Raw genomic sequence first — 20,479 nt, 5'->3', positions numbered from 1 at the left:
CAAACCCCCTCGGCGCGCGGTTAGTTCAAAGGTCGATCTGCGGCGCCTAACGTCCGAACGTCCGAACACGTGTTCTCCGGTTCTTCGGACGTTGCGGGCACCGCGGGGGACGAGTGCCGTTAGCGTCCGAGAACACGCCGACGACGCACTCGGGTTCTTCGGACGTTGCGGGGGTGGGTTAGGGGGTTAGGAGGAGGCTCACGGTTCGGTTGCGGGGTTGGCCGGGGAACAGGGGGTGGGCCTGGTCGCCGGAGGCTAGCGTGAGGCGGGTGAGCGGTAGGTGGCCGGTGCGGGCGAGGCGCTGGGCGACCACGCGCGCCCGGGCGAGCGCCGTACCGGAGCCGCCACTGGCTTCACCACCTGGTACGGCGACCGATTGGCCGACGACCGTGATCCCGGGGACGCCCTGGAGTTTTGGGGCCAGCCGGTCGATCAGCTCGGTGCTGCCCGGGGACAGGGTGGTGCCGGAGCTGAACACACCGCGGTCGAAGACGATCCGGACGGCGCCTGGCTCCCGTCGTACTGACACGCCTGGCATGGCGACCGCGGTGGCGATCGCATCCAGCCGAGCGGCCTCGTCCGTCGGCGGAGTGGGCGTCACTGTCACCATCACCGTCTGCGGCTGAACCTGAGGCGGCGTCGGGCTAGCGGACACCTGCGGCTCGGCGACCAGCTGATCTGGGTGGCTCACTGCCGCTGCGGTCCCGAAGCCGATGCCACCAACAGCCAGTACGGCGATGGCGGCCGCCGCAAGGGGCCGTGCGACGGGCCGCTGGCGCACGCGACCCGCCAGCACCTTCTGAGCCAGTGCTCGGCTGGCTGTGGCTCCCACCCCCACCCCCGTCCCGGAGTGGAGGTGGGAGGTAGTGAGCTCCCCGGCTGGGGAGAGGGTGGACCAGGCCTGGTCGGCTTCTTGCCAGCGGCCCAGCTGGGCCAGGACGCGGCCCCGGAGGTCTACTGCCTCCGGAGTCTCCAGGCCGTCCAGTAGCTGCAGGGCATCGGTGAGGTCGCCGCGGCGGGCTGCGTGGGCGGCCCGGGCGACGGCCGGCTGCTCGACGTTCATGAGCGGACCAGACCGACGACGGTGGCTTGCTCGGACTGGGGGAGGAGCCGGACGAGCTGCTGGCAGATGACCATCAGTTCGCGTTCGTCGCCGCGGGCGGCCGCGGATCGGCCAGCGGCGAGGAGGCGGTATGCTTCGGACGCGGGGCGCATCGAGGACGTGTCGAGAGCCAGTTGGTTGAAGACGCGGATCACGAAGCCGGGCTGGCGTCGCTCCAGTCCGATGGCGAAGATCTCGAGCTGCTCGGTCTCGCGCTCGATCGACCGGATGTCCTTCCGGTCGATCGCGTCCAGAGCACGCGTCCGCAGGTCGGCCAGCTCAGCGCGGTCGCCGGCTCGGCCGAACCGCTCCACCAGCTCCTCCGCCTCGGCGAGGAGATCACGCAGTTCGCGCTCCTTGGCCGGTCGTTGTGCTGCCTCGTCGATGTCGTCCAGCTGCGCCTGCACTTCACGCAGCCGGTCCTCGGCCGTCACCGCGGCTCCGGCATCCGACGACGCGGCCCGCACCTGCTCTCGCGCCGTCGCCAGCGTGCCCTCCTCTTGCAGGCGAGCCAATCGCTGCTCGACCTCAGGACTCGTCGTGGCGGAACGTTGTGCATCCGCGATCCGCTGTTCCACATCTGCCAACTCGTCCGCCAGTACGCCGGCATCCGGCGTACGGACATCGTCCAGATCGATCTCTGCCTCGAACTGTGCCTGGATCAGCGGTACGTCGGCCACCACCGTGACGAGATTCGACTCGTCGACCTCGAACGTCACCTCGACCTCCGTTCCAGCAGGCAAATCGATGCGGATATCGACCGGCCGGATCTGCAGCATGCCGACCTGCCGATTGCGGTCAGCGCGAGCTCGTTCGCCTTGCACCACAGGGATTCTGACCATCGCCTCAGGATCCGACCGGTTGAACGCGTGCGAGGTGCGGAACACCTCCCGCACTCGTGTCGGTACCGCCGTACCCTTCCGGACCAGCGGTGAGAACTTTTGATCCGCCAGCGAGATCCCGAGCGAGTGCGTCAACCGGGCGCCACCGAACTCCACCTCGCGATGCGTGATCCCGAAGGTCCCGCCGGCCAGCGGAAGCGGTGCGCCGTTCCCGTCGAACAGCTCGATGACGAATCGCGACGTCCGGTGCTCGTCAAGCTCGACCTCGGCGGCGAATGCGCCGACCCGGTTCACGGTGACTCGTCCGGTGCGGAACGGCGGTCGGCCCTCCGGGTTCGAGATCACGACGCTGTGTCCCGACCAGTTCACGTCGCCGGCCGGCCCACTCAAGCGACCGGCCACGGTCGGCCGGGTCGTCGTCGAACTCGGTTCGTAGGCGAGTTCAACGCCGTACTCACCAACTGCTCGCACCACCGACTCCGAGGCTGGCCGACGCATCGTCCCGGCGAAGATCGCCGCGCCCCGAGCGACCACAGTGGTCGGGTCGATCCGGGTGTCGAGCTCCATCTGCAGGCCGTGCACAGGATCGCTCAGCATCTCGCGCAGTCCGGGAGCCAGCGTGGCTCCGCCGACCAGCAGCAGCCGGTCGATCTTGTCGGCGCCGAGCCCGCTGTCGGTCAGTGCCTCGCGACACAGATTGACCGCGCGTGCGTAGTACGGCATCGCGACGCCATCCAGTGCCTCTTTCGTCAGTGTGAACTCGAACGTCTCCTCGGATCCGTTTACAATCAACTCCAGCAAAAGGTCTGCGCGATCGCGTCCAGAGAGCTGAATCTTCGCCTGCTCCGCGGCCTGTTTCAGCCGGCCGAAGTTCCCCCGCCAGGTCGGATTGTCGCGACGGAAGTCGGTGAGCCCGAGATCCCGCGCGGCCGCCGGTGCCAGCAGGCGTTCGACCACCGCCCAGTCGATCAGCTTGCCGCCCAGATACGGATCACCGGCGTGATTCAGGACCCGCAGATCGCCGTCCCGTTTGCTCACCACGGCCGCGTCGAACGTCCCGCCGCCGAAGTCGAACACCATCCAGTACGCGCGCTCATCCGCATCCTCGAATCCGTACGCGAATGCGGCAGCGGTCGGCTCTTGCAGCAACGGCACCGACCCCGTGAATCCGGCCAGCCGGGCGGCCTCCAGCGTCGCCTTGTTCTGGTTCAGCGCGAACGCCGCCGGGACTGTGATCACCACCGAGTCCGGCGCAGCACCGGCGTACCGGGCGGCGTCGGCGCGGAGCGTCTTGAGGACCTCGGCCGACAGTTGTGGTGCGCTGAGGGTGACCCCGGCCTTCCCGAACGTCCGGCTCGCATCCGCGAGCCCCATCTCGAGTTTGAACTCGATCGCGACGTTCTCCGGATCCGTCTCGGCGCGGTGCCGCGCGCGGCGGCCGACCCAGACCGTGTCGGCCTTCGGTAGCCAGACCGCGGACGGCGTGATATCGGACTGGTCGTCGTTGTTCTTCAGGATCCGTACGTCGTCGTCGCCGGCGACCGCCAGCGCGCTGTTCGTCGTGCCCAGGTCGATCCCGAAGTCGATCGTGTCACGCATGTCCGTCGCCTACCCTCGTCGGCTCGTCAGTCGGCTCGTCTGTTGTCGGTCGGGCGACGATCACTTCGCCGCGCTGGATCTGCTGGTCGTGGTAGTAGACCGAGGGGCGGACGGTCTCGACGATCGTCTCTTCGGAGACCGCTGGATCGTCTTGGTACACAAGGACATCGAGCGCCCGGCCCGCGTTGAACGCCGTACCGTCGTGCTCCTGCACTGCCAGGCCGGCCGCGGCCAGGGCCTCCGCGCAGGTGCGCAGATAGCGGCCGGTCTGCCGGTTCTCGGCCGAGCGCCCGGCCTGCGTCAGCTTCCGCTGGGCTCGCCACAGACTCGTCGCCGCCTCGGCCAAAGCCTTGGTGTCAGCTTCGGTCGATGCGTTGGCATTACCTTCGGGAGCGGGCGCCTCTCGGTCGAGCAGGCTGATCAGCTCGGCGAGCTCCCGGCACTGCTCCTCTGTGAACGTCGGCGAGGCGATCCGAATCTCGCGATGCTGCCGCCACTGCCGAAACCAGGCCCTCACCAGATCACTCCTCTTCGCCACCGTGCGACATCCAGCCAGTACTGCAGACGCAGATCCGGCGACAGCAGGAACGCCTCTTCCATCAACTCCACCGCTCGGTCCAGCTCTCCCGCCGCGGCCAGCGCTGTGGCCTCATCAGCCAGCCCCTGCGCGCGTTCCGACGGCGTTTTCGTCGTACGACGCCATTCAGCGAGCTGTTCGGCCAACACAACTGCGGACGCGGTGCGGTCCCGCGGAACCGGTTCAAGGGTCTGCAACAGGATGCGGTCCAGGGCCTCGTCGATCCGCGGGTCGAATGCGCTCGGCGGATGTGGACGCCGTTCGAAGCGAGTCGCCGACCACCGGGTGATGTCGCTGCCGTCGTCATAGGGGAGAACGCCAGTCAGCAGCAGGTAACCGATCACACCGATGGACCACACGTCCGATGCCATCGAGTAGCCGAAATCGCGCAGAACCTCCGGAGCCATGAACGCATACGTCCCTTGGGCGCTTGCCAGCAGCGTGATCGGATTCGCACTCTTGGCGAGACCGAAGTCAGAGATCCGGACGCGGATCCGCTGACCGTCGTACCCATACATGACATTGGCCAACGTCAGGTCGCGATGCACGATCGGCGGCGTCCGCTCGTGCGCTGCGGCGAGACCGGAGGCGAGCTGCTCGATCACCTGGACGGCGAGCTCGATCGGCACTGCAGGGCGGTACCCGTCGGCCAGCTGCTGCAAGGTCCCGCCGGAGACGTACTCCATGGTGAAGTACCCGCGCTGACCCTCATTGGTCGGTACGACGCCGGCGTCGTACAGGCGAACGATGTTGGGATGCCCGAGCGTCGACAGCAGTCGCGCTTCCTCCAGCAGCTCGTCAGTCCCTTCGAGCGACGTCACCTCCCGGAACACCTTCATCGCCTGCAGGCCAAGGTGTTCGTGCCGCACCCGGTACACCTCACCGAACGCACCCGCGCCGAGCTGCCGGTCCACCACCAGCGCTTCGCCCACCCGATCGCCGGGCGCCAACAACGCCATCACGACAGGAGTCCGATGACGATGTAGGTCACGATGGCGATCGCCACCACGATGCCGACGATGCAACCGGTCCCGAGGGAGGACTCCGGCTGAGCGGCGTGCTGCGGGCGGAAGCGGTCGATACTGACCAGCTGCGCGACCCCGGCGCGGTTCTCCGCGATCAGGGCGCGCATGTCCGCCGTACCGGCGTATCCCTCGGCCTGGTCGAACAGATGGGTGATCCGGGTGTCCTGGACCGAGCCCTCGTTGGCGATGCCGACCGCACTGTTCTGGTAGACCCGCGCGACGTCGTCTCGCAACGCCAGCGTGCGCTGGTGCTGTTCCGACGGCAGCAGCACCTGCAGCCGCCGGTAGACCGGCAGCACACTCCGCTCCAGCTCAGCGATCACCGGGTCGACCTGGTGATACCCCTGCTGCAGTCTGCGCAGCAGTGCGACGGTTGCGTCCTCGGCCCGCTCGTACTGCGGTCGCAGAGCGTCCAGAACCCAGCCCTGTACCGACGCCCCGCCGACCGCCCACTCGCGCAGCATGATCACCACCCGAGCCGGGTAGTCGCCAGTCGTGGCCAGGTCGATCAGCGGACCGGTCAGAGTGGCCGGTACCTCACTCCGGATCTGGTCAACAGCACTCGCCGCCAACTGCCAGTCGTCGAGAGTGAGGACGCGGTTGCGCAGGTGCTGCCAGAACTGCGGGTCCGCCAGCGCAGTGGTCCAACGCTCGCTCGCCCGCTGCCACATGCCTAGCGTCGCCGGATGTGACGACGTCGACGGTCGTTCCAGCAGCAGCTCGATGGCGCTGGCGTGGGCGTACACCGCTTCGTCGTGCGCTTGATGCACGGGGACATCGCAACCGCAGTCGCCGTTCGGCCGCCCCCACTCACCGAAGACCTCGTCGACCATCCGCCGACGCGGATCACCGAGCAGCCGGTCGAACGCGATCCGCAGTTCGTCGGGATCGCGGGATCCGGTGGTCTCCAGATCGGCCCCGGCCTCCAGTACGGCGATCACGTGCTGCTGGCGGCGTCGCGTCGTACGGCGGTCCGCGTTCGTGGGCAGGGCGGTGACGTGGAAGGCGTTGCGTTGGTAGAGATCGCGGTTGGCGATCTCCCGCAACGCGGTCACGACGGCATCGGTCACCCAGGAATCGTCACGTCCGGACGACGTCCGTGGCGGTGGGTGACCTCAAGAGGACACGGGGCCCGCGGGACAACGGGCCCCGGATCACCTAGCTGCAGGTCACCTAGCCGCAGGTCAACTAGCTGCAGGCGTACAGGACATCCGGCGTGGTCTCGGTCTGGTCCTGCCAGTGCGCCACACCCTTCCACCAGCCGCAGTCGGTGCCGGGACCGAACCACGCACCGCCGCCCGAGTACGCGTACGTCTCGTCGAACTTGGTGAACGGACCGGTCTTGCTGTCGCCGCGGAACAGCTCGACCCGGACCTCCGTCACGCTGGTCGAACAGCCGTCCAGCGAGACAGCGACGTACAGCATCTCGGCGCTCGTGTAGACGCCGCGCGCGACGTACAGGTCACATGCCTGCGTCCCGTCGGTGGTGGCCTGCGCCGGCGTGGCGACGGCCAGGCCGGCCGTGGCAGCCGCCATTGCCGCCACCGCTCCCAGAAGCTTCTTCATCCCCAAGTCCCTTCATCAGCAATCGACAGAAGTCGGTTAGCAATTCACAGAAGAGCAGCAGATTATGTCACTGGGTTACCTGCGGTCGACCCTTTCGACGCGGTTGATAGGACCACTTCGGCAAGCGCACGCTGATCAGCGCCGCCCAGGACCAGATCGGCACGCCGGACCGCCGCAGGATCGACGTACGGGTTCGGGATCGCGACGGCGAACATCCCGGTCGCCTGGGCCGCGGTCACGCCGTGCGCGGTGTCCTCGACCGCGATCGCTGCGGTGCCGGTCAGTTCGAGCCGCTGCAGGGCGAGCTCGTAGATCGCGGGATCGGGTTTGTGCGTGCTGACCTCGTCGCCGGTGACGATCACGTCGAACAGCTCCAAGGCATCCACCCGCTCCAGATGACCGCGAACCCAGGTGCGTGGCGAACTACTCGCGATCGCCGTCCGCAGCCCCAGCTCGCGAGCCGACGTCACCCAGTCCCGGATGCCCGGTCGGAAGTCGAGCTCGGCATGCATTCGCTCCCGATGCGCAGTACGGCGGGCGTGGCTTTCGGACCGGTCGAATCCGGTGCCGACCGCAGCCGCGAGGACGGCGTACCGGTCCTCGCTCACGTCACCGCCGTGCCCGGGCCAGAACGCCTCCATGTCGAGCTGGAGCCCGTGGAACTCCCACTCCGCCTGCCAGCTCTCGACCATGGTGGTCTCGGTGTCCATCAGGAGCCCGTCGAAGTCGAACACCACAGCCTGTACGGCGGTCGGCAGCAGGCGGGTGGCGAGCAGATGGATCTGTACGGCGGTCAGCCCGAGCCCGGTGAGGTAGCCGCGGATACCGCCGAGCTGACTGTCCACGTGCTCGAGAGAACCGAGGATGGTCGAAGGTCGGGTGCGAGCGATCTCCGGTCCGTCCTGGATGCCGAGGTTGACCTCGCTGATCGCATAGTCGGCCGCGATCACATCACGGGGGACGCCGACGAGTTCCAGCAGCAGCGCGACGGTCAGACCGGTGCGGTCCTTGCCGGCTCGGCAGTGCACGATCACCGGCCGATCCGCGGGTGCGTCGGCGATCGCCTGGAAGATGCGGGCGATGTTGGCCGCATTCCGGCTCAGGCTGTTCCGGTAGACGTCGACGAGGTTGGGCTCGGCGGCCGCATCCCGCAGCGCCTCCGCGGCCGGATCGATCCACGGGACGCGTCGGTATGCCGGATCGTCCTCGAACGGATGGGGTTGCTTGAGCTCCCAGTCCGACCGCAGGTCGAGGATCAGTCCGGCGTTGACGGCGATGAACTCGGTGCGCCCGTCCGCGTCCAGCAGTTCGGGTGTGTCGGTCCGGAACAGGCGTCCGGAGGCGGTCGGAACGCCGTACCGGGTCGGGAATCCACCGAGGTCGCGAGCATTCAGGCATCGGTTCCACACACCTGCAGCCTACGGTTGGGGTATGCGCAGAGAGTTGTCCCTCCCGTTCGAGACCCGCGGGCACCGTGGGCTGATCTCCGTGCGCGTCGTCCCGAACGACGATCCGTGGGCCTCGGGGCACCAACTCGTCGTCCCGGACCTGGACGCCGAGGCGTTCCGCGGCTTCCCGATCTGTACGGCGGGCCTGCGGTACCACGGGCAGGGGATCGAAGCGATCATGGGCTGGATCCAGGTGACCAACGGGGTCGCGATCGACCTCGTCCCGAACCTGTCCGGCATCGATCCGTTCTACAGCTACGGCTACCTGCCGACCTTCTTCGACGCCCCGGCCAACCCTGATCACCCTGACGGGACCTGGCGGGCCGACACCTTTCTGACCGTCGTACCGGATGTCATTCGCTCACAGGTCGTCGAGCCGATCGCCGCGTTCTCGTGGGGTTATGAACTGCGGTCCGGCCGGCCCGATCTGCTCGACGTCACAACGCTGGCCGCGCGGGACTGGGCCGGTCATCGTGCGCTGTTGGAGACCGGTCACCCGACCTGGACCTTCAGCTAGACCTCGCGTTCCCAGGCCGTTCGCTGTGCGACCGGGCGGAAGCCGAGCTTGGTGTTGACCGCGATCATCGGCGCATTCTCGGGTGCATTCCACGTGTGCAGTACGGCGTTCCGCGCGACGCCGGCTTGGAGCGCACGAAGGTTCGGCGCCTTCACCGCGATGCCAAGCCCGTTGCCACGATGGGATCGCCGGACATACGTGTCGTACTGAAGCAGCCGGTCGGGTGTCTCCGGCGTGCCGCCCATCTGCGTGTACGCCGCCAGCTCGCCACTCGCGGTGTGGACGGCTGCCGTGGCATAGGTGAAGCGTCCTTGAGCAATGCGGCGAGCCTCGGCATCGCGGATCAGCTCGGGCGTCCAATGGACATGATGGTCGGCCCGTTCACCGACCGGTACATCCTCGCTCATCCCGGTCTGCAGGTCGGCGAACTGCTCGATCCACTCGTCCGGGGTGTGCTCGCGCCACTGGACGATCTCGTACCCAGCAACGGGTTTCTCCGCGATGTCGGTGGGGAGTTCGAGCACCTGGTGCAGTTCCGCGTGCTTGCGGACGAACCCGCGCGCGGCCGCGAACGCCGTACCGGCACTCTCGCCTGTCACCGGATCACCGCTCAGGTCAGACCCCGACAGGACGCGTCGTCCTTCGCGTTGGGCGCGCTCCACGGCAATCTCGAGCAGCCGCGATCCCACTCCGCGTCGCCGCCACTCGCGGGCGACGGCGATCTCCACATCAACCGTGTCCGTGCCGCCCACCAACCACCAGTCGAACCACGCGACACCCATCCAGACGCCGTCGTTGACGAGTCCCACGCCGTCGGCGCGAACCTCGGCATGTTCGCCGGCCATCAGCACGCGCGCCTCCTCGGTTCCCATGCCCACCGGGAACTCCAGCTCCAGCCGCGGCGCGTACTTCACCTCATAGAACCGCCGGAACACCTCAGCATCCTGCCCATCGACCGCCACGATCTCCATCTCAGCGCTCCGCTTCGAATTCGGTGAGGAGTTCGGTGATGAAGGGGTGCTCGCCGGGGGTGGGGTTGGGGCGGCGGTTTCGGTAGTAGGGGATGGCGATGATGACCAGTGACATGGCCCAGCCGCGGGCTCGGGTCCAGGTAGTGCGGTCGACATTCAGGGCGTCGCGGAAGGCCTGACGGGAGTCGCCCTCGAAGAGCCACCAGGCGGCCAGCAGGTCGGCAGCGGGGTCGGCCACTCTGGCGGTGCCGAAGTCGATCACGGCCGAGAGGTTGCCATCGGCAACGAGTACGTTGCCGGGCATCAGATCGCCGTGCATCCAGACAGGCGGTCCGGTGTACGTGTCGGCGGCGAGGGAGTCTTCCCAGGCGGCCAGGACGCGCTTGGTGTCGAGTTCGTCGCCGAGCTGGTCGAGGGCTTCGCGAAAGAGCTCGTCACGCGGAGCCAACGGCGTACCGCGGCTGAAGGGGTCACCGGCCGGCGGTCGCGGTGCGTCGGTGATGTCGATGGCCTGCAGACGCTGGATGAACTCGGCGAGCTGGCGGGCGGCGGCCGACGGATCGGTCAGCCGGTGGAGGTCGAAGGTCTCACCATCGCGCCAGCGATAGACGCCCCAGGTGCAGGGATAACCAGCACCCGGTACGCCGAGCGCCAGCGGCTCGGGGATCGCGAGCGGCAGGTGTGGTGCCAGGCGAGGGAGCCAGATGAGGTCCTTCTCGGTCTGACCCTGCATCCGCTCGGTCCGGGGGAGTCGTGCCACCAGGTCGGTGCCGACCCGGAAGGCCACGTGATCCGTGCCCGACGAAGCGACGACCTCGATCGGCGCACCCGCCCATTGCGGGAACTGCTCGGTGAGAAGGCGCGCCACCAGGGATGCGTCGATCTCCACTTCGTCATCGTGCAGTTTCGCGACGCTCGACATAGTCAGCGAGCCTCACACCGACGCCGCTGGGGGTCAATCGACTTTCAGGCGTCGAGAGGGTTGGTCAGTGATGGGGGCGGAGGGCTCGGTTGGCGGCGGGTTCGGCGATCTGGGCGCGGAACGGGTGGGCGGGGTAGACGCCCAGGAGGCGGACCTCGACGGAGAAGAAGGCCAGTTCTTCCATGGCCAGAGCCACGTTCGGGTCTTCCGGGTGGCCTTCGATGTCGGCGTAGAACTGGGTGGCGAAGAAGGTGCCGCCCAGTTGGTACGACTCCAGTTTCGTCATGTTGACGCTGTTGGTCGCGAAGCCGCCGAGGGCCTTGTAGAGCGCGGCCGAGACGTTCCGGACGCGGTAGACGAAGCTGGTGACGGTCGGCCCGGAGCCCACCGCCGGTACGACGGGTTCGCGGGCGAGCACGAGGAATCGGGTGGTGTTGTGGTGGGCGTCTTCGACGTCCTCGGCCAGTGTCTCCAGCCCGTAGAGACCGGCCGCGGCCTTCGGGGACAGCGCTGCCACGGAAGGATCGGCGAGCTCGGAGACCTCACGAGCAGCACCGGCGGTGTCATCGGCGACGACAGTCGACCAGCCGTGTTCACGGATGATCTTCCGGCACTGGCCGAGTGCGTGCACGTGGCTCCGCACGGTCCGGATCTGGTCGATCGTCGTACCGGGGACAGCCATCAGCTGGAAGTGGATCGGCAGGAAGTACTCGCCGATGATGTGCAGCCCGGACTCCGGCAGCAGGTGGTGGATGTCCGCCACCCGCCCCGCGATCGAGTTGTCGATCGGGATCATCGCCAGCCCGGCGCGACCACTGCTCACCGCCTCGAGGGCGTCCTCGAACGTCGTACAGGGCAGTTGGTCGCGCTCCGGAAACATGTCGGTGCACGCCATCGCCGAGTTGGCTCCGGGCTCACCCTGGTACGCGATCGGTCCGTCCACGAGCACCAGAGTAGCCCCGTACCATCTCAACCAGCGGATCAGGTGTCCGACTTACGGACCTTCTTCGGAGCTCCGGTGGTCGCCCGGCCCTCGAGTGCCTTGGCCTTGGTGGCGTACATGTCGAGGTACTCCTGGCCCGACAGTTCCATGATCTTGTACATGATCTCGTCGGTCACGGCGCGCAGGATGAGCCGGTCCGACTCCATCCCTTCGTACCGCGAGAAGTCCAGCGGCTCACCGAACTTGACCGTCGGCGACGCGAACGACGCCACCACCTTGCCGGGCGGTGCGACCACGTCGGTCCCGATCACCCCGCACGGGATCACCGGCACCTTCGCCTCGAGCGCCAGCCGGGCCACGCCGGTCCGGCCCTTGTACAGCCGGCCGTCGTGCGAGCGCGTGCCTTCGGGGTAGATCCCGAACAGGTCACCCCGCTCGAGCACCTTCATCCCGGCCCGCATCGCACCCTCGGACGCCGATCCGCCCGACCGGTCGATCGGCACCTGGCCGGTGCCCTTGAAGAAGCCACGCTGGAACCGGCCCTTGAGCCCGGCCCCGGTGAAGTAGTCGGACTTCGCGACGAAGGTCACCCGCCGCCGCAGTACCAGCGGCATGAAGATCCAGTCGGCGTACGAGAGGTGGTTGCTGGCGATGATCGCCGCACCCTCGGCCGGAACGTTCTCGGCGCCCTCCACGATCGGCCGGAAGAGCCGCTTGACCGGCGGACCGACCACGACGTTCTTGAGCACCCAGTAGATGCCCCGGCCGTCTCCGTCCGCCGCCGCGTCCACCACCGGATCCACCCTGCGTTCGGGCCGTGGCGACTGCGCCGGTTCCGTCATCGATGTCCTCTCCTCACGTTCCCCGAGCCCTCATGATGCCGCATCGGGCCGGGGTGTGGGGTCAGTCCTTCGGTGCGGGGGTGAAATGTGCCTTGACGTGCGGGCGGGTGGCGAGGACGAACGTGGCGATCAGCACAACGATCTGAAGTCCCTGGCCGATGCTCATCCAGACCGGATTCTGGCCGGAGACGATGTAGTAGACGTTCAGGACGGTCACGACGATCGCCACGATCCGGATCCGCCGGTACGACGATCGCTTCCCGTTCCGCAGTCCTTTGATGATCCGCAGGTAGACCAGCAGGATGATCAGCGCCGAGATCGGCCGGGACCACAGCGACCACGACAGACTCGCCCGAACGGTGTCCCGGACGGCGGGATCGGGGGAGTCGTGGTTCGCGGCGTGCAGGAACTGGTAGTCCAGGACGCTCTGGTGGAAGACCGTGACCAGGATCGCGATCAGGATGCTCAGCCCGAGATAGATCATCACCAACCGGATCACCGGCTGCATCACGCGCTCCCGCTCGGCCGCCGTCGGGTCTTCAACTGGATTGGTCATGGATACAAATTAGGACCGCTGCAGGGCCACCCCGGCTCGCCACGCGGCAGCGCCTGACACGCTCCGGCCCGCGTTCGTAAGCTGCTGCCGTGAGGATCACGCGATTGACAGCGGTTGTCGCAGTACTCGCCGCGGCCCTGATCGGCACCGGTACGACGGCGCAAGCCGAGGAGGCGGTCCCCGACGCCAAGGTCGTCCCGATCCAGGTGACCGGGCCGACCGCGTCCCGCTTCAACCTGGTCGTGATGGGCGACGGCTACACCGCGGCCGAGCTGCCGAAGTTCCGGGAGCAGGTCGACAAGCACCTGAACGTGCTCTGGAGCATCGAGCCCTTCAAGTCGTACCGCAACTACATCAACGTGTACGCCGTCGAGATCGCCTCACCGCAGAGTGGCGTCGACTGCGATCCGAACCTCACGTCACCGAAGGTCGACACCCCGCTCCAGATGGGCTTCTGGGGCGGCTGCAACCCGAGCAGCGTCCAGCGCCTGCTGACCGTCAGCTCCACTGCCGCGATCCAGTACGCCGACCTCGTCCCGGGCACGACTTCGGGCAACCGGCAGATCCTTGCCATCGGCAACAGCGACACGTACGGCGGTGCCGGCGGAACCTACGCGACAGCCTCCGGCGGCAACGCGTTGTCCGCCCTGATCACCCCGCACGAGCTCGGCCACTCCCTCGGCGGGCTCCAGGACGAGTACGACTACTACGCCCGCGGCGACCGAGGAGCGCCGTACGAGGGCACTGAGCCGTCGTCGATCCACCACACGCTGCTCACCGAACAGCAGATGCGGGATCAGCAGCAGAAGTGGTTCCGCTGGCTGGGGGAGCCGTCCGAATCCGGCGGCCCGATCGGGCGCTACGAGGGCGGCATGTACGCCGGTTCGGGGGTCTGGCGGCCGAGTCGGCACTCGATGATGAAGACCCTCGGGTACTCCTTCGACCAGATCTCCCGGGAGCGGATGACGCAGCGGATCTCGTCCCGCGTCAACCTCTTCCAGGCGAGTACGCCGACCGGCCAGGTGGCCGCGGACCAGGTCGTCTGGCTGCAGACCCTGCACCCGAGCAGTCATGAGCTCGACGTCTCCTGGACCCTCGACGGCCGAACCCTCCCGACCGCCAACCGGCGGGCGGTGGACCTCGCTACCCTCGGCCTCGCACCCGGCGTTCACACGCTCACTGCGAAGGTGGTCGACCCGACCGACTTCATCCGCGATCCCGCCGTACGGCCGACCGCGTCCCGGACCTGGACGGTCAACACCACCCTGAGCGCCAAGCCCACGACGACCCCGGTCGCGTTCACCGGATCGACCGCCACCGACCACCCGGTCAGCGCGGACGAGGTCGTGTACGCCGAGACGACGCAGTCGGAGACCGATCAGCCGGCGATCGGCTGGAAGCTGGACGGCCAAGCGGCCGACAACCCCGGCAACGACCGCGACTTCGACCTCGCGCCGCTGCAATTGACCGGCCGTCACACGCTGAGCGCGACGGTCGGCTCGCAGACCCTGACCTGGCAGGTCGACGGCGTCGAGCCGACCGTCACCTCGACGATGTCCAAGCCGCTCCTGACCGTCCAGAAGCCGGCCGGCCCGGAGTACATCTACAACGACGCGTTCACGATGAAGCTGGCTGCGACCGACGACAGCACCGGGTACGTCGTACCGGAGTTCCGCGTTGACGGGGACGGGTGGTTCAACTACTTCGGCTGGCCGACGGACGCGTCCGCGCCGTACAAGTTCACCGCGGAAGGGACGGCGATCGACCAGCTCGTCTACGGCAAGCTCGGCGTACCGCGAGTGGTCCCGTGGGACGACGTACCGCCCGGCTACGGCCGGCACCAGGTCGAGTACCGCGCGATCGATGCCTCCGGCAACATCGGTACCCCGCGCCGGTTCGCGGTCACGTTGTTGCGCCCGGCCCCGACCTGTACGACGACGATCACCGGGACCCGGAATGGACCACTGGTCTTGCGATCCGGCGTGACCTGCTTGTCTGGGGCAACCGTCAACGGCCCGATCCAGGTCTCCGCCGGCGCCTCGCTCGTCGCGACGGATTCCCGCATCTCCGGCCCGGTCAACGCCGCCAAGGCAGCCGACATTCAGCTGCTCCGGACCACGGTGAGCGGCCCGGTCTCGTTCGCCGGAATCACCCGCAGCGCGGTCCTGATCGGCAGCACGATCAGCGGTCCGGTCTCGATCGGTACGGCGACCACCACCGAGCCGGTCGCCTTGGCCGGGAACACGATCAACGGCCCACTGTCCTGCTCCGGCAACGCGGTCACTCCCACCAACCTGGAGGCCCCGAACCAGGTCGCCGGACCGCGATCCGGGCAGTGCGCCCAGCTCTGAGCCAACCAGACATGAGGGTGAGTTTTCCCGACATGTCGGTGACAGGGCTGCTCCCATAACTTCTTCAGTACGGCGGGGACGACGCCCCGCCGGACTGGGAGGAGTGACATGAACGGACTGCGGGTGGCGGCGCTGATGGCGGCCACGATCACGACGGGCCTGATGGCGGGGGTCTACTGGGCGTACGGGACGGCCTTCATGCCCGGGCTGGCGAAGGTCGACGACAAGACGTTCGTCGGGGCGTTCCAGGCGGCCGACCGGGCGATCGTCAACCCGGTCTTCCTCGGGATCGGCTTCGTCGGGACGCTGCTGCTGACGGGACTCGCCGGGCTGCTCAGCCTCAAGGAGAAGGCGCTGCCGTGGATCGCGGTCGCCTTCGTGCTCTACCTGATCACGATGATCGTCACGGTCGCGGTCAACGTCCCGCTCAACGATGCCCTCAAGGCGGCCGGTGACCCGAACACGATCGACGTCGCCGCCGCCCGGGCCGCCTTCGACGCGGCCCGCTGGACCACCTTCAACACCATCCGCACCGTCCTCGACCTGCTCGCCTTCGGCCTCCTCGGCTGGGCCCTCTACCTCACCGGCAAATCCGCCGCCCAACCCTGATCTTCAGGTCCCCCGGCCGCATCCGTAACTCTCCCCAAACCGGTTTGGGGAGAGTTTGCCTGTCCTGAACAGTGATCTGGGGAGGAACCACCCCCCGAATCGGCGCGGGATCCTCCCCGAACCGGCCTGCGGGGTGTCTGGTGTTCGGCGGATTGCTGACAGACTGAGGGGGTGGCACCAGTTCAAGCTCCGCCGTCGTCGCAGCTCCCGGCCGTCCAGAAACTGCGGATCCGGTTCGCCAAGCGCGGGCGGCTGCGATTCACCTCACACCGCGACTTCCAGCGGGCGTTCGAGCGCGCCGTCCGGCGCGCGGAGCTCCCGGTGGCCTTCTCGCACGGTTTCAGCCCGCACCCGAAGATCTCGTACGCCGGGGCCGCGCCGACCGGAGCAGCCTCGGAAGCGGAGTACTTGGAGATCTCGCTCACACACGAGCGCGACCCTGAACAGGTCCGGGAGGCGCTGGACGAGGCGCTGCCACCCGGGCTGGACGTCCTCGAGGTGGTCGTCGCCGGTCCAGGCTCACTGGCCGACCAGTTGGAGGCCAGTGAGTGGCTGATCGCACTGCCCGGCGTGGATGCGGAACCGGCGGCCGCGGCGGTGGAGGCGTTCCTCGCCCGGACCGAAATCATGGTCGAGCGCATGACCAAGCGGGGGCTTCGCTCGTTCGACTGTCGAGATGCCGTTCTCCGACTCACCGTCGGGAGTGAACCGGCGTCGGTTGAGACGTGTGCGATACTGCAAGTGGTGTTACGGCACGGAACCCCGGCCGTGAGACCCGACGACGTTCTCGCCGGCTTGCTCGAAGTAGCGACGCTCCCGGTGACGGGCCCGGCTCTTCTGACCAGGCTCGCCCAGGGCCCGCACCTCGCGGCAACCGGCACAGTGGACGACCCGCTCGCTCGAGACCGCGACGCCAACCAGGCGACCGCGACCGGCCAGGCAGGTCCCCACCAGACGCATACAGCGGAGGGCGACGCCGCCGCTCCCTCTGTGCCCTGAGCCCGGGTGGAGCGGACCCCCGCAGGCTTCCGTCGCCCCGGCACCAGGTTGTGCAGGAGCGGCGAACCGTGACCGCCAGGCAGCAGCGACCGGACCCGTGACAGGGGTCGCAGGGTGCGCCGCCGGGCTTGAGGAGACCGCACCACATGCTCGACAACGAGCCGACCACCGAGGCAGCCGAGACTGCCACCGCCCAGTCCACGAGTCGATCGACGGCCAGGAAGACGGCCGCCAAGAAGACCGTGGCGAAGAAGACGACGGTCAAGAAGACCGCCGCCCCCCGCAAGCGCGTCGCCAAGACGGGCGCCGCGGAGGTCCCGACGCAGTCCGACGACGTCGCTGCCGACCCGGCCCCCCGGACCGCGAAGAAGGCCGTCGCCAAGAAGGCTGCCGCGAAGAAGGCGCCGGCCAAGAAGGCCGCCGCCCCGGTCAAGCGCGCCGCGAAGAAGGCCGCTGGGCCGGTCGAGACCTCTGTCGTCGACGCCGGCCCGGTCACCGAGACCCCGGCCCCGGCGAAGAAGACGACCGCGCGCAAGCGCACCACCAAGAAGGCACCCGCCACCCTGGTCGCGACCGATTCCCCGCTCACCGACGGTCCCGTCGCCGACGCGGAGCAGGCTCCGGCCCGTCGTACCCGCTCCCGCCGCGGCGCCGAGCCGGCCGCCGAGGTCGCGACCCCCGAGGCCGCGCCCGCCCCGCGCCGCCCGACCACCTTCACCGGCACCTCCCGCGTCGTGAGCAGCTCCGACGCCCCTGCCGCGACCGCCAGCTCGGGAGCCACCGCGGGCTCGGCCGGCGCCACCGCCGACTCCGGCCAGACCGCCACCAAGCGCACCTCGCGCCGCCGCGGCGCCCAGCCCGCCGCAGACGTACCTGAGGCAACTCCGCTCTTCCCGACGGTCGACGCGACGTCCGCTGAGGCGGATGCACCGGCCGCCGAGGAGACCAGCACCGGCACGCGCCGGTCCCGTCGCCGGGCGCCGGCTGCTGCCGCCGTGCTGTTCCAGGCGCCGACCGTGCCGAGCACCGCTCCGGCCGAGGCCGCAGCCACCAGCCCGGTCGAGGCGACCGAGCCCGCTCCGGCCACGCGTAGCTCGCGGAGCCGTCGGGGCGCCAAGACCGCCCAGGCCGAGCCGACCGTCGAGGCCGCGCAGGAGACCGCGCCGATCGCCGAGCCGGCTGAGGACGAGCAGCCGACGACGTCACGTCGCCGCCGGAGCCGTCGCGGCCGCGATGCCGAGGCCCGCGAAGAGGTTGTCGAGCCGATCGTCGAAGAGCTCGAGGACGACGAAGAGGACGAGACCGAGGCTGACGAGGCCGCGGACGACCAGGCGGACGACGTACAGGCTGAAGACGGTGACGACGACGAGTCCGCCGAGGGCACCCGTCGCCGCCGTCGCCGCCGGGGCGGCCGTCGCCGCCGCAAGACCGGTGACGCCGAGGACAGCTCCGACGAGCAGGACGAGAGCGCCGACCAGGACTCCGACGACGCGGAAGCCTCCGCCGACGACGAGCAGGACGGCTCTGCCGATGACGGTGAGGACGGCGGCAGCTCGTCGCGTCGCCGCCGGCGTCGCCGTCGCCGCAAGGGCGAAGAGGGCAGTGGCGCGGCCGACGACCCCGACGAGATTGTCGTCCGGGTCCGCGAGCCGCGCAGCAAGAACACGGCCAACGAGGTCACCGCGATCGAGGGCTCGACCCGGCTGGAGGCGAAGAAGCAGCGCCGCCGTGAGGGTCGCGCCGCCGGTCGCCGCCGCGCGCCGATCGTGACCGAGGCCGAGTTCCTGGCCCGCCGCGAGTCGGTCGAGCGGACGATGGTGATCCGGTCCCGCGAGGACCTGACCCAGATCGCGGTCTCCGAGGACAACGTCCTGGTCGAGCACTACGTGACGACCGCGGACCAGAGCTCGCTGATCGGCAACGTGTACCTCGGTCGCGTGCAGAACGTGCTGCCCAGCATGGAGGCGGCGTTCATCGACATCGGCAAGGGCCGCAACGCGGTCCTGTACGCCGGTGAGGTCGACTGGGCCACCCTCGGTGGCTCCAACGGCCCGCGCAAGATCGAGCAGGTGCTGAAATCCGGTCAGGCGGTCCTGGTCCAGGTGACCAAGGACCCGATCGGTCACAAGGGCGCCCGGCTCACGAACCAGATCAGCCTGCCCGGCCGGTACGTCGTCTACGTCCCGCGCGGCGGCAACGGCGGCATCAGCCGCAAGCTGCCGGACACCGAGCGGAACCGCCTGAAGACGATCCTCAAGGACATCATTCCCGACGAGGCCGGCGTCATCGTCCGGACCGCGGCCGAGGGTGCGTCCGAGGAGGAGCTGACATCGGATGTCAGCCGGCTGCAGTCGTACTGGACGGAGATCGACAAGAAGTCGAAGTCCGGCCAGGCGCCCGCGCTGCTGCACGGCGAGCCCGACCTGCTCATCCGGGTCGTGCGCGACCTGTTCACCGAGGACTTCGCCAAGCTGGTCATCTCCGGCGACGACGCCTACGAGCAGGTCAAGGAGTACGTCGCGGGGGTTGCGCCGCACCTGGCCGACCGGGTCGAGCAGTGGAACGCCGCCAACTCCGGTGACGTGTTCGCCAACTTCCGGATCGACGAGCAGATCAAGAAGGCACTGGACCGCAAGGTCTGGCTGCCGTCGGGTGGTTCGCTGGTCATCGACCGCACCGAGGCGATGACCGTCGTCGACGTCAACACCGGCAAGTTCACCGGCTCCGGCGGAAACCTCGAGGAGACCGTCACCAAGAACAACCTGGAGGCGGCCGAGGAGATCGTCCGCCAGCTCCGGTTGCGCGACATCGGCGGCATCATCGTGATCGACTTCATCGACATGGTGCTGGAGTCGAACCGCGACCTGGTGCTGCGTCGCCTGGTCGAGTGCCTGGGCCGGGACCGGACCAAGCACCAGGTGGCCGAGGTCACCTCGCTCGGCCTGGTCCAGATGACCCGCAAGCGGATCGGTACCGGCCTGCTCGAGGCGTTCAGCGAGAACTGCGACCACTGCGGTGGCCGCGGCCTGATCCTGCACGACGAGCCCAAGGAGTCCCGTCGCCGCGACGGTGGCCGCAATGCCGCTGGTGGCAACAACGCCGCCAGCAACGGCGCCGGCAGCAACGGGAACGGCAACGGTCCCGACCAGGCCAAGCCGGCCGCGCAGGCGGAGGAGACGGGCCGCAAGAGCTCCCGTCGCCGCCGGGGCAAGGGCCGCTCCGACGAGGAGGGCACCGAGGCGGAGACCGCACAGCACCACGCGGACGCCGCTCAGCGCCTGGCTCAGATCGCCGCGGCCTCGGCCAAGAAGGACGCCGACGAGGCAGCCTCGAACGGTACGCCGGAACCCACCGGCTACCCGGTCTCCGCCCAGGCGGACGAAGCGGTCAGCCCGGAGGCCACCGGCTTCCCGTCGGCCGACGTACCGGCTGATGCTGAGTCTGCGGAGGCCGGTCAGAACGGCACCAAGAGCACGCGACGCCGGCGCAGCAGCCGGGGCCGTGGCAAGGCGGCCAACGAGGCGGCGGAGACGCCGGTGGAGCTCGTGTCGGCCGGTCATTAGCCCGATTTCCGGGATACTGCGCTCGCGTAGTATCCTGGTCATTCGGT

General features: G+C 68.6%; 17 protein-coding genes. 5 read left to right on the top strand and 12 right to left on the bottom strand.

Annotated elements, in window-relative coordinates; translation table 11 throughout:
* Window positions 1-178 precede the first annotated feature (178 nt).
* The 7 genes from ACFVWG_RS09745 to ACFVWG_RS09715 all read right to left on the bottom strand — a co-directional run bounded on the left by ACFVWG_RS09745 (window position 179) and on the right by ACFVWG_RS09715 (window position 8,120).
* Complete coding sequence (locus ACFVWG_RS09745) at window positions 179-1,063, bottom strand: hypothetical protein (protein WP_391542781.1); 885 nt, start codon at window positions 1,061-1,063, stop codon at window positions 179-181.
* Window positions 1,060-3,543 (bottom strand): Hsp70 family protein, encoded by a 2,484-nt coding sequence (locus ACFVWG_RS09740; protein WP_391542780.1) that lies wholly within the window; start codon window positions 3,541-3,543, stop codon window positions 1,060-1,062. The genes ACFVWG_RS09745 and ACFVWG_RS09740 overlap by 4 nt, the downstream gene beginning before the upstream one ends.
* Window positions 3,536-4,060: a hypothetical protein gene (locus ACFVWG_RS09735; RefSeq protein ID WP_391542779.1), complete on the bottom strand. Its 525-nt coding sequence runs from the start codon at window positions 4,058-4,060 to the stop codon at window positions 3,536-3,538. The genes ACFVWG_RS09740 and ACFVWG_RS09735 overlap by 8 nt, the downstream gene beginning before the upstream one ends.
* Window positions 4,057-5,079, bottom strand: a complete 1,023-nt coding sequence (locus ACFVWG_RS09730; RefSeq protein ID WP_391542778.1) for a serine/threonine-protein kinase — start codon at window positions 5,077-5,079, stop codon at window positions 4,057-4,059. Before ACFVWG_RS09730 ends, ACFVWG_RS09735 begins: the two co-directional genes overlap by 4 nt.
* Complete coding sequence (locus ACFVWG_RS09725; RefSeq protein ID WP_391542777.1) at window positions 5,079-6,215, bottom strand: hypothetical protein; 1,137 nt, start codon at window positions 6,213-6,215, stop codon at window positions 5,079-5,081. Before ACFVWG_RS09725 ends, ACFVWG_RS09730 begins: the two co-directional genes overlap by 1 nt.
* Window positions 6,216-6,333: 118 nt before the next feature.
* Window positions 6,334-6,711: a hypothetical protein gene (locus tag ACFVWG_RS09720; protein ID WP_391542776.1), complete on the bottom strand. Its 378-nt coding sequence runs from the start codon at window positions 6,709-6,711 to the stop codon at window positions 6,334-6,336.
* A 62-nt stretch (window positions 6,712-6,773) separates the two neighbouring features.
* Complete coding sequence (locus tag ACFVWG_RS09715) at window positions 6,774-8,120, bottom strand: HAD-IA family hydrolase (protein WP_391542775.1); 1,347 nt, start codon at window positions 8,118-8,120, stop codon at window positions 6,774-6,776.
* Window positions 8,121-8,142: 22 nt separating this feature from the next.
* Between ACFVWG_RS09715 and ACFVWG_RS09710 the strand changes: the two genes are divergently transcribed.
* The gene (locus tag ACFVWG_RS09710) at window positions 8,143-8,676 is read left to right on the top strand and encodes a hypothetical protein (RefSeq protein WP_391542774.1); all 534 of its coding nucleotides are present in this window, start codon (window positions 8,143-8,145) and stop codon (window positions 8,674-8,676) included.
* On the opposite strand, the gene ACFVWG_RS09705 is transcribed toward ACFVWG_RS09710, so the two are convergent.
* The 5 genes from ACFVWG_RS09705 to ACFVWG_RS09685 form a co-directional block, all read right to left on the bottom strand.
* Window positions 8,673-9,647, bottom strand: a complete 975-nt coding sequence (locus ACFVWG_RS09705; protein ID WP_391542773.1) for a GNAT family N-acetyltransferase — start codon at window positions 9,645-9,647, stop codon at window positions 8,673-8,675. The two genes, ACFVWG_RS09710 and ACFVWG_RS09705, sit on opposite strands and share 4 nt — an antisense overlap.
* A 1-nt stretch (window position 9,648) precedes the next feature.
* Window positions 9,649-10,536, bottom strand: coding sequence for an aminoglycoside phosphotransferase family protein (locus tag ACFVWG_RS09700; RefSeq protein WP_391542772.1), 888 nt, complete (start codon window positions 10,534-10,536; stop codon window positions 9,649-9,651).
* A gap of 97 nt (window positions 10,537-10,633) precedes the next feature.
* On the bottom strand, window positions 10,634-11,512 hold the full coding sequence (locus tag ACFVWG_RS09695) for a prephenate dehydratase (RefSeq protein ID WP_391542771.1): 879 nt from the start codon (window positions 11,510-11,512) through the stop codon (window positions 10,634-10,636).
* A 38-nt stretch (window positions 11,513-11,550) separates the two neighbouring features.
* The gene (locus tag ACFVWG_RS09690) at window positions 11,551-12,354 is read right to left on the bottom strand and encodes a lysophospholipid acyltransferase family protein (protein WP_391542770.1); all 804 of its coding nucleotides are present in this window, start codon (window positions 12,352-12,354) and stop codon (window positions 11,551-11,553) included.
* 61 nt (window positions 12,355-12,415) lie between these two features.
* Complete coding sequence (locus ACFVWG_RS09685; RefSeq protein WP_391542769.1) at window positions 12,416-12,910, bottom strand: hypothetical protein; 495 nt, start codon at window positions 12,908-12,910, stop codon at window positions 12,416-12,418.
* 89 nt (window positions 12,911-12,999) lie between these two features.
* Between ACFVWG_RS09685 and ACFVWG_RS09680 the strand changes: the two genes are divergently transcribed.
* The 4 genes from ACFVWG_RS09680 to ACFVWG_RS09665 all read left to right on the top strand — a co-directional run bounded on the left by ACFVWG_RS09680 (window position 13,000) and on the right by ACFVWG_RS09665 (window position 20,432).
* Complete coding sequence (locus ACFVWG_RS09680; RefSeq protein WP_391542768.1) at window positions 13,000-15,261, top strand: M64 family metallopeptidase; 2,262 nt, start codon at window positions 13,000-13,002, stop codon at window positions 15,259-15,261.
* Window positions 15,262-15,369: 108 nt separating this feature from the next.
* A complete protein-coding gene (locus tag ACFVWG_RS09675) occupies window positions 15,370-15,870 on the top strand; it encodes a DUF1772 domain-containing protein (RefSeq protein ID WP_391542767.1) in 501 nt (166 codons plus the stop codon).
* 171 nt (window positions 15,871-16,041) lie between these two features.
* Window positions 16,042-16,869 (top strand): TIGR03936 family radical SAM-associated protein, encoded by an 828-nt coding sequence (locus tag ACFVWG_RS09670; protein ID WP_391542766.1) that lies wholly within the window; start codon window positions 16,042-16,044, stop codon window positions 16,867-16,869.
* 146 nt (window positions 16,870-17,015) lie between these two features.
* The gene (locus tag ACFVWG_RS09665) at window positions 17,016-20,432 is read left to right on the top strand and encodes an Rne/Rng family ribonuclease (RefSeq protein ID WP_391542765.1); all 3,417 of its coding nucleotides are present in this window, start codon (window positions 17,016-17,018) and stop codon (window positions 20,430-20,432) included.
* The last annotated feature ends 47 nt before the right edge of the window (window positions 20,433-20,479 follow it).

This window comes from Kribbella sp. NPDC058245, assembly GCF_042882005.1.
Classification (GTDB): domain Bacteria; phylum Actinomycetota; class Actinomycetes; order Propionibacteriales; family Kribbellaceae; genus Kribbella.
This window is presented reverse-complemented; position numbering and strand designations above follow the sequence as displayed.

Bases quoted from the DNA above. Each gene is read 5' to 3' on its own strand.
- ACFVWG_RS09745 (WP_391542781.1), bottom strand. From the start codon at position 1,063: ATGAACGTCGAGCAGCCGGCCGTCGCCCGGGCCGCCCACGCAGCCCGC.
- ACFVWG_RS09740 (WP_391542780.1), bottom strand. From the start codon at position 3,543: ATGCGTGACACGATCGACTTCGGGATCGACCTGGGCACGACGAACAGC.
- ACFVWG_RS09730 (WP_391542778.1), bottom strand. From the start codon at position 5,079: ATGGCGTTGTTGGCGCCCGGCGATCGGGTGGGCGAAGCGCTGGTGGTG.
- ACFVWG_RS09720 (WP_391542776.1), bottom strand. From the start codon at position 6,711: ATGAAGAAGCTTCTGGGAGCGGTGGCGGCAATGGCGGCTGCCACGGCC.
- ACFVWG_RS09710 (WP_391542774.1), top strand. From the start codon at position 8,143: ATGCGCAGAGAGTTGTCCCTCCCGTTCGAGACCCGCGGGCACCGTGGG.
- ACFVWG_RS09705 (WP_391542773.1), bottom strand. From the start codon at position 9,647: ATGGAGATCGTGGCGGTCGATGGGCAGGATGCTGAGGTGTTCCGGCGG.
- ACFVWG_RS09690 (WP_391542770.1), bottom strand. From the start codon at position 12,354: ATGACGGAACCGGCGCAGTCGCCACGGCCCGAACGCAGGGTGGATCCG.
- ACFVWG_RS09685 (WP_391542769.1), bottom strand. From the start codon at position 12,910: ATGACCAATCCAGTTGAAGACCCGACGGCGGCCGAGCGGGAGCGCGTG.
- ACFVWG_RS09675 (WP_391542767.1), top strand. From the start codon at position 15,370: ATGAACGGACTGCGGGTGGCGGCGCTGATGGCGGCCACGATCACGACG.
- ACFVWG_RS09665 (WP_391542765.1), top strand. From the start codon at position 17,016: ATGCTCGACAACGAGCCGACCACCGAGGCAGCCGAGACTGCCACCGCC.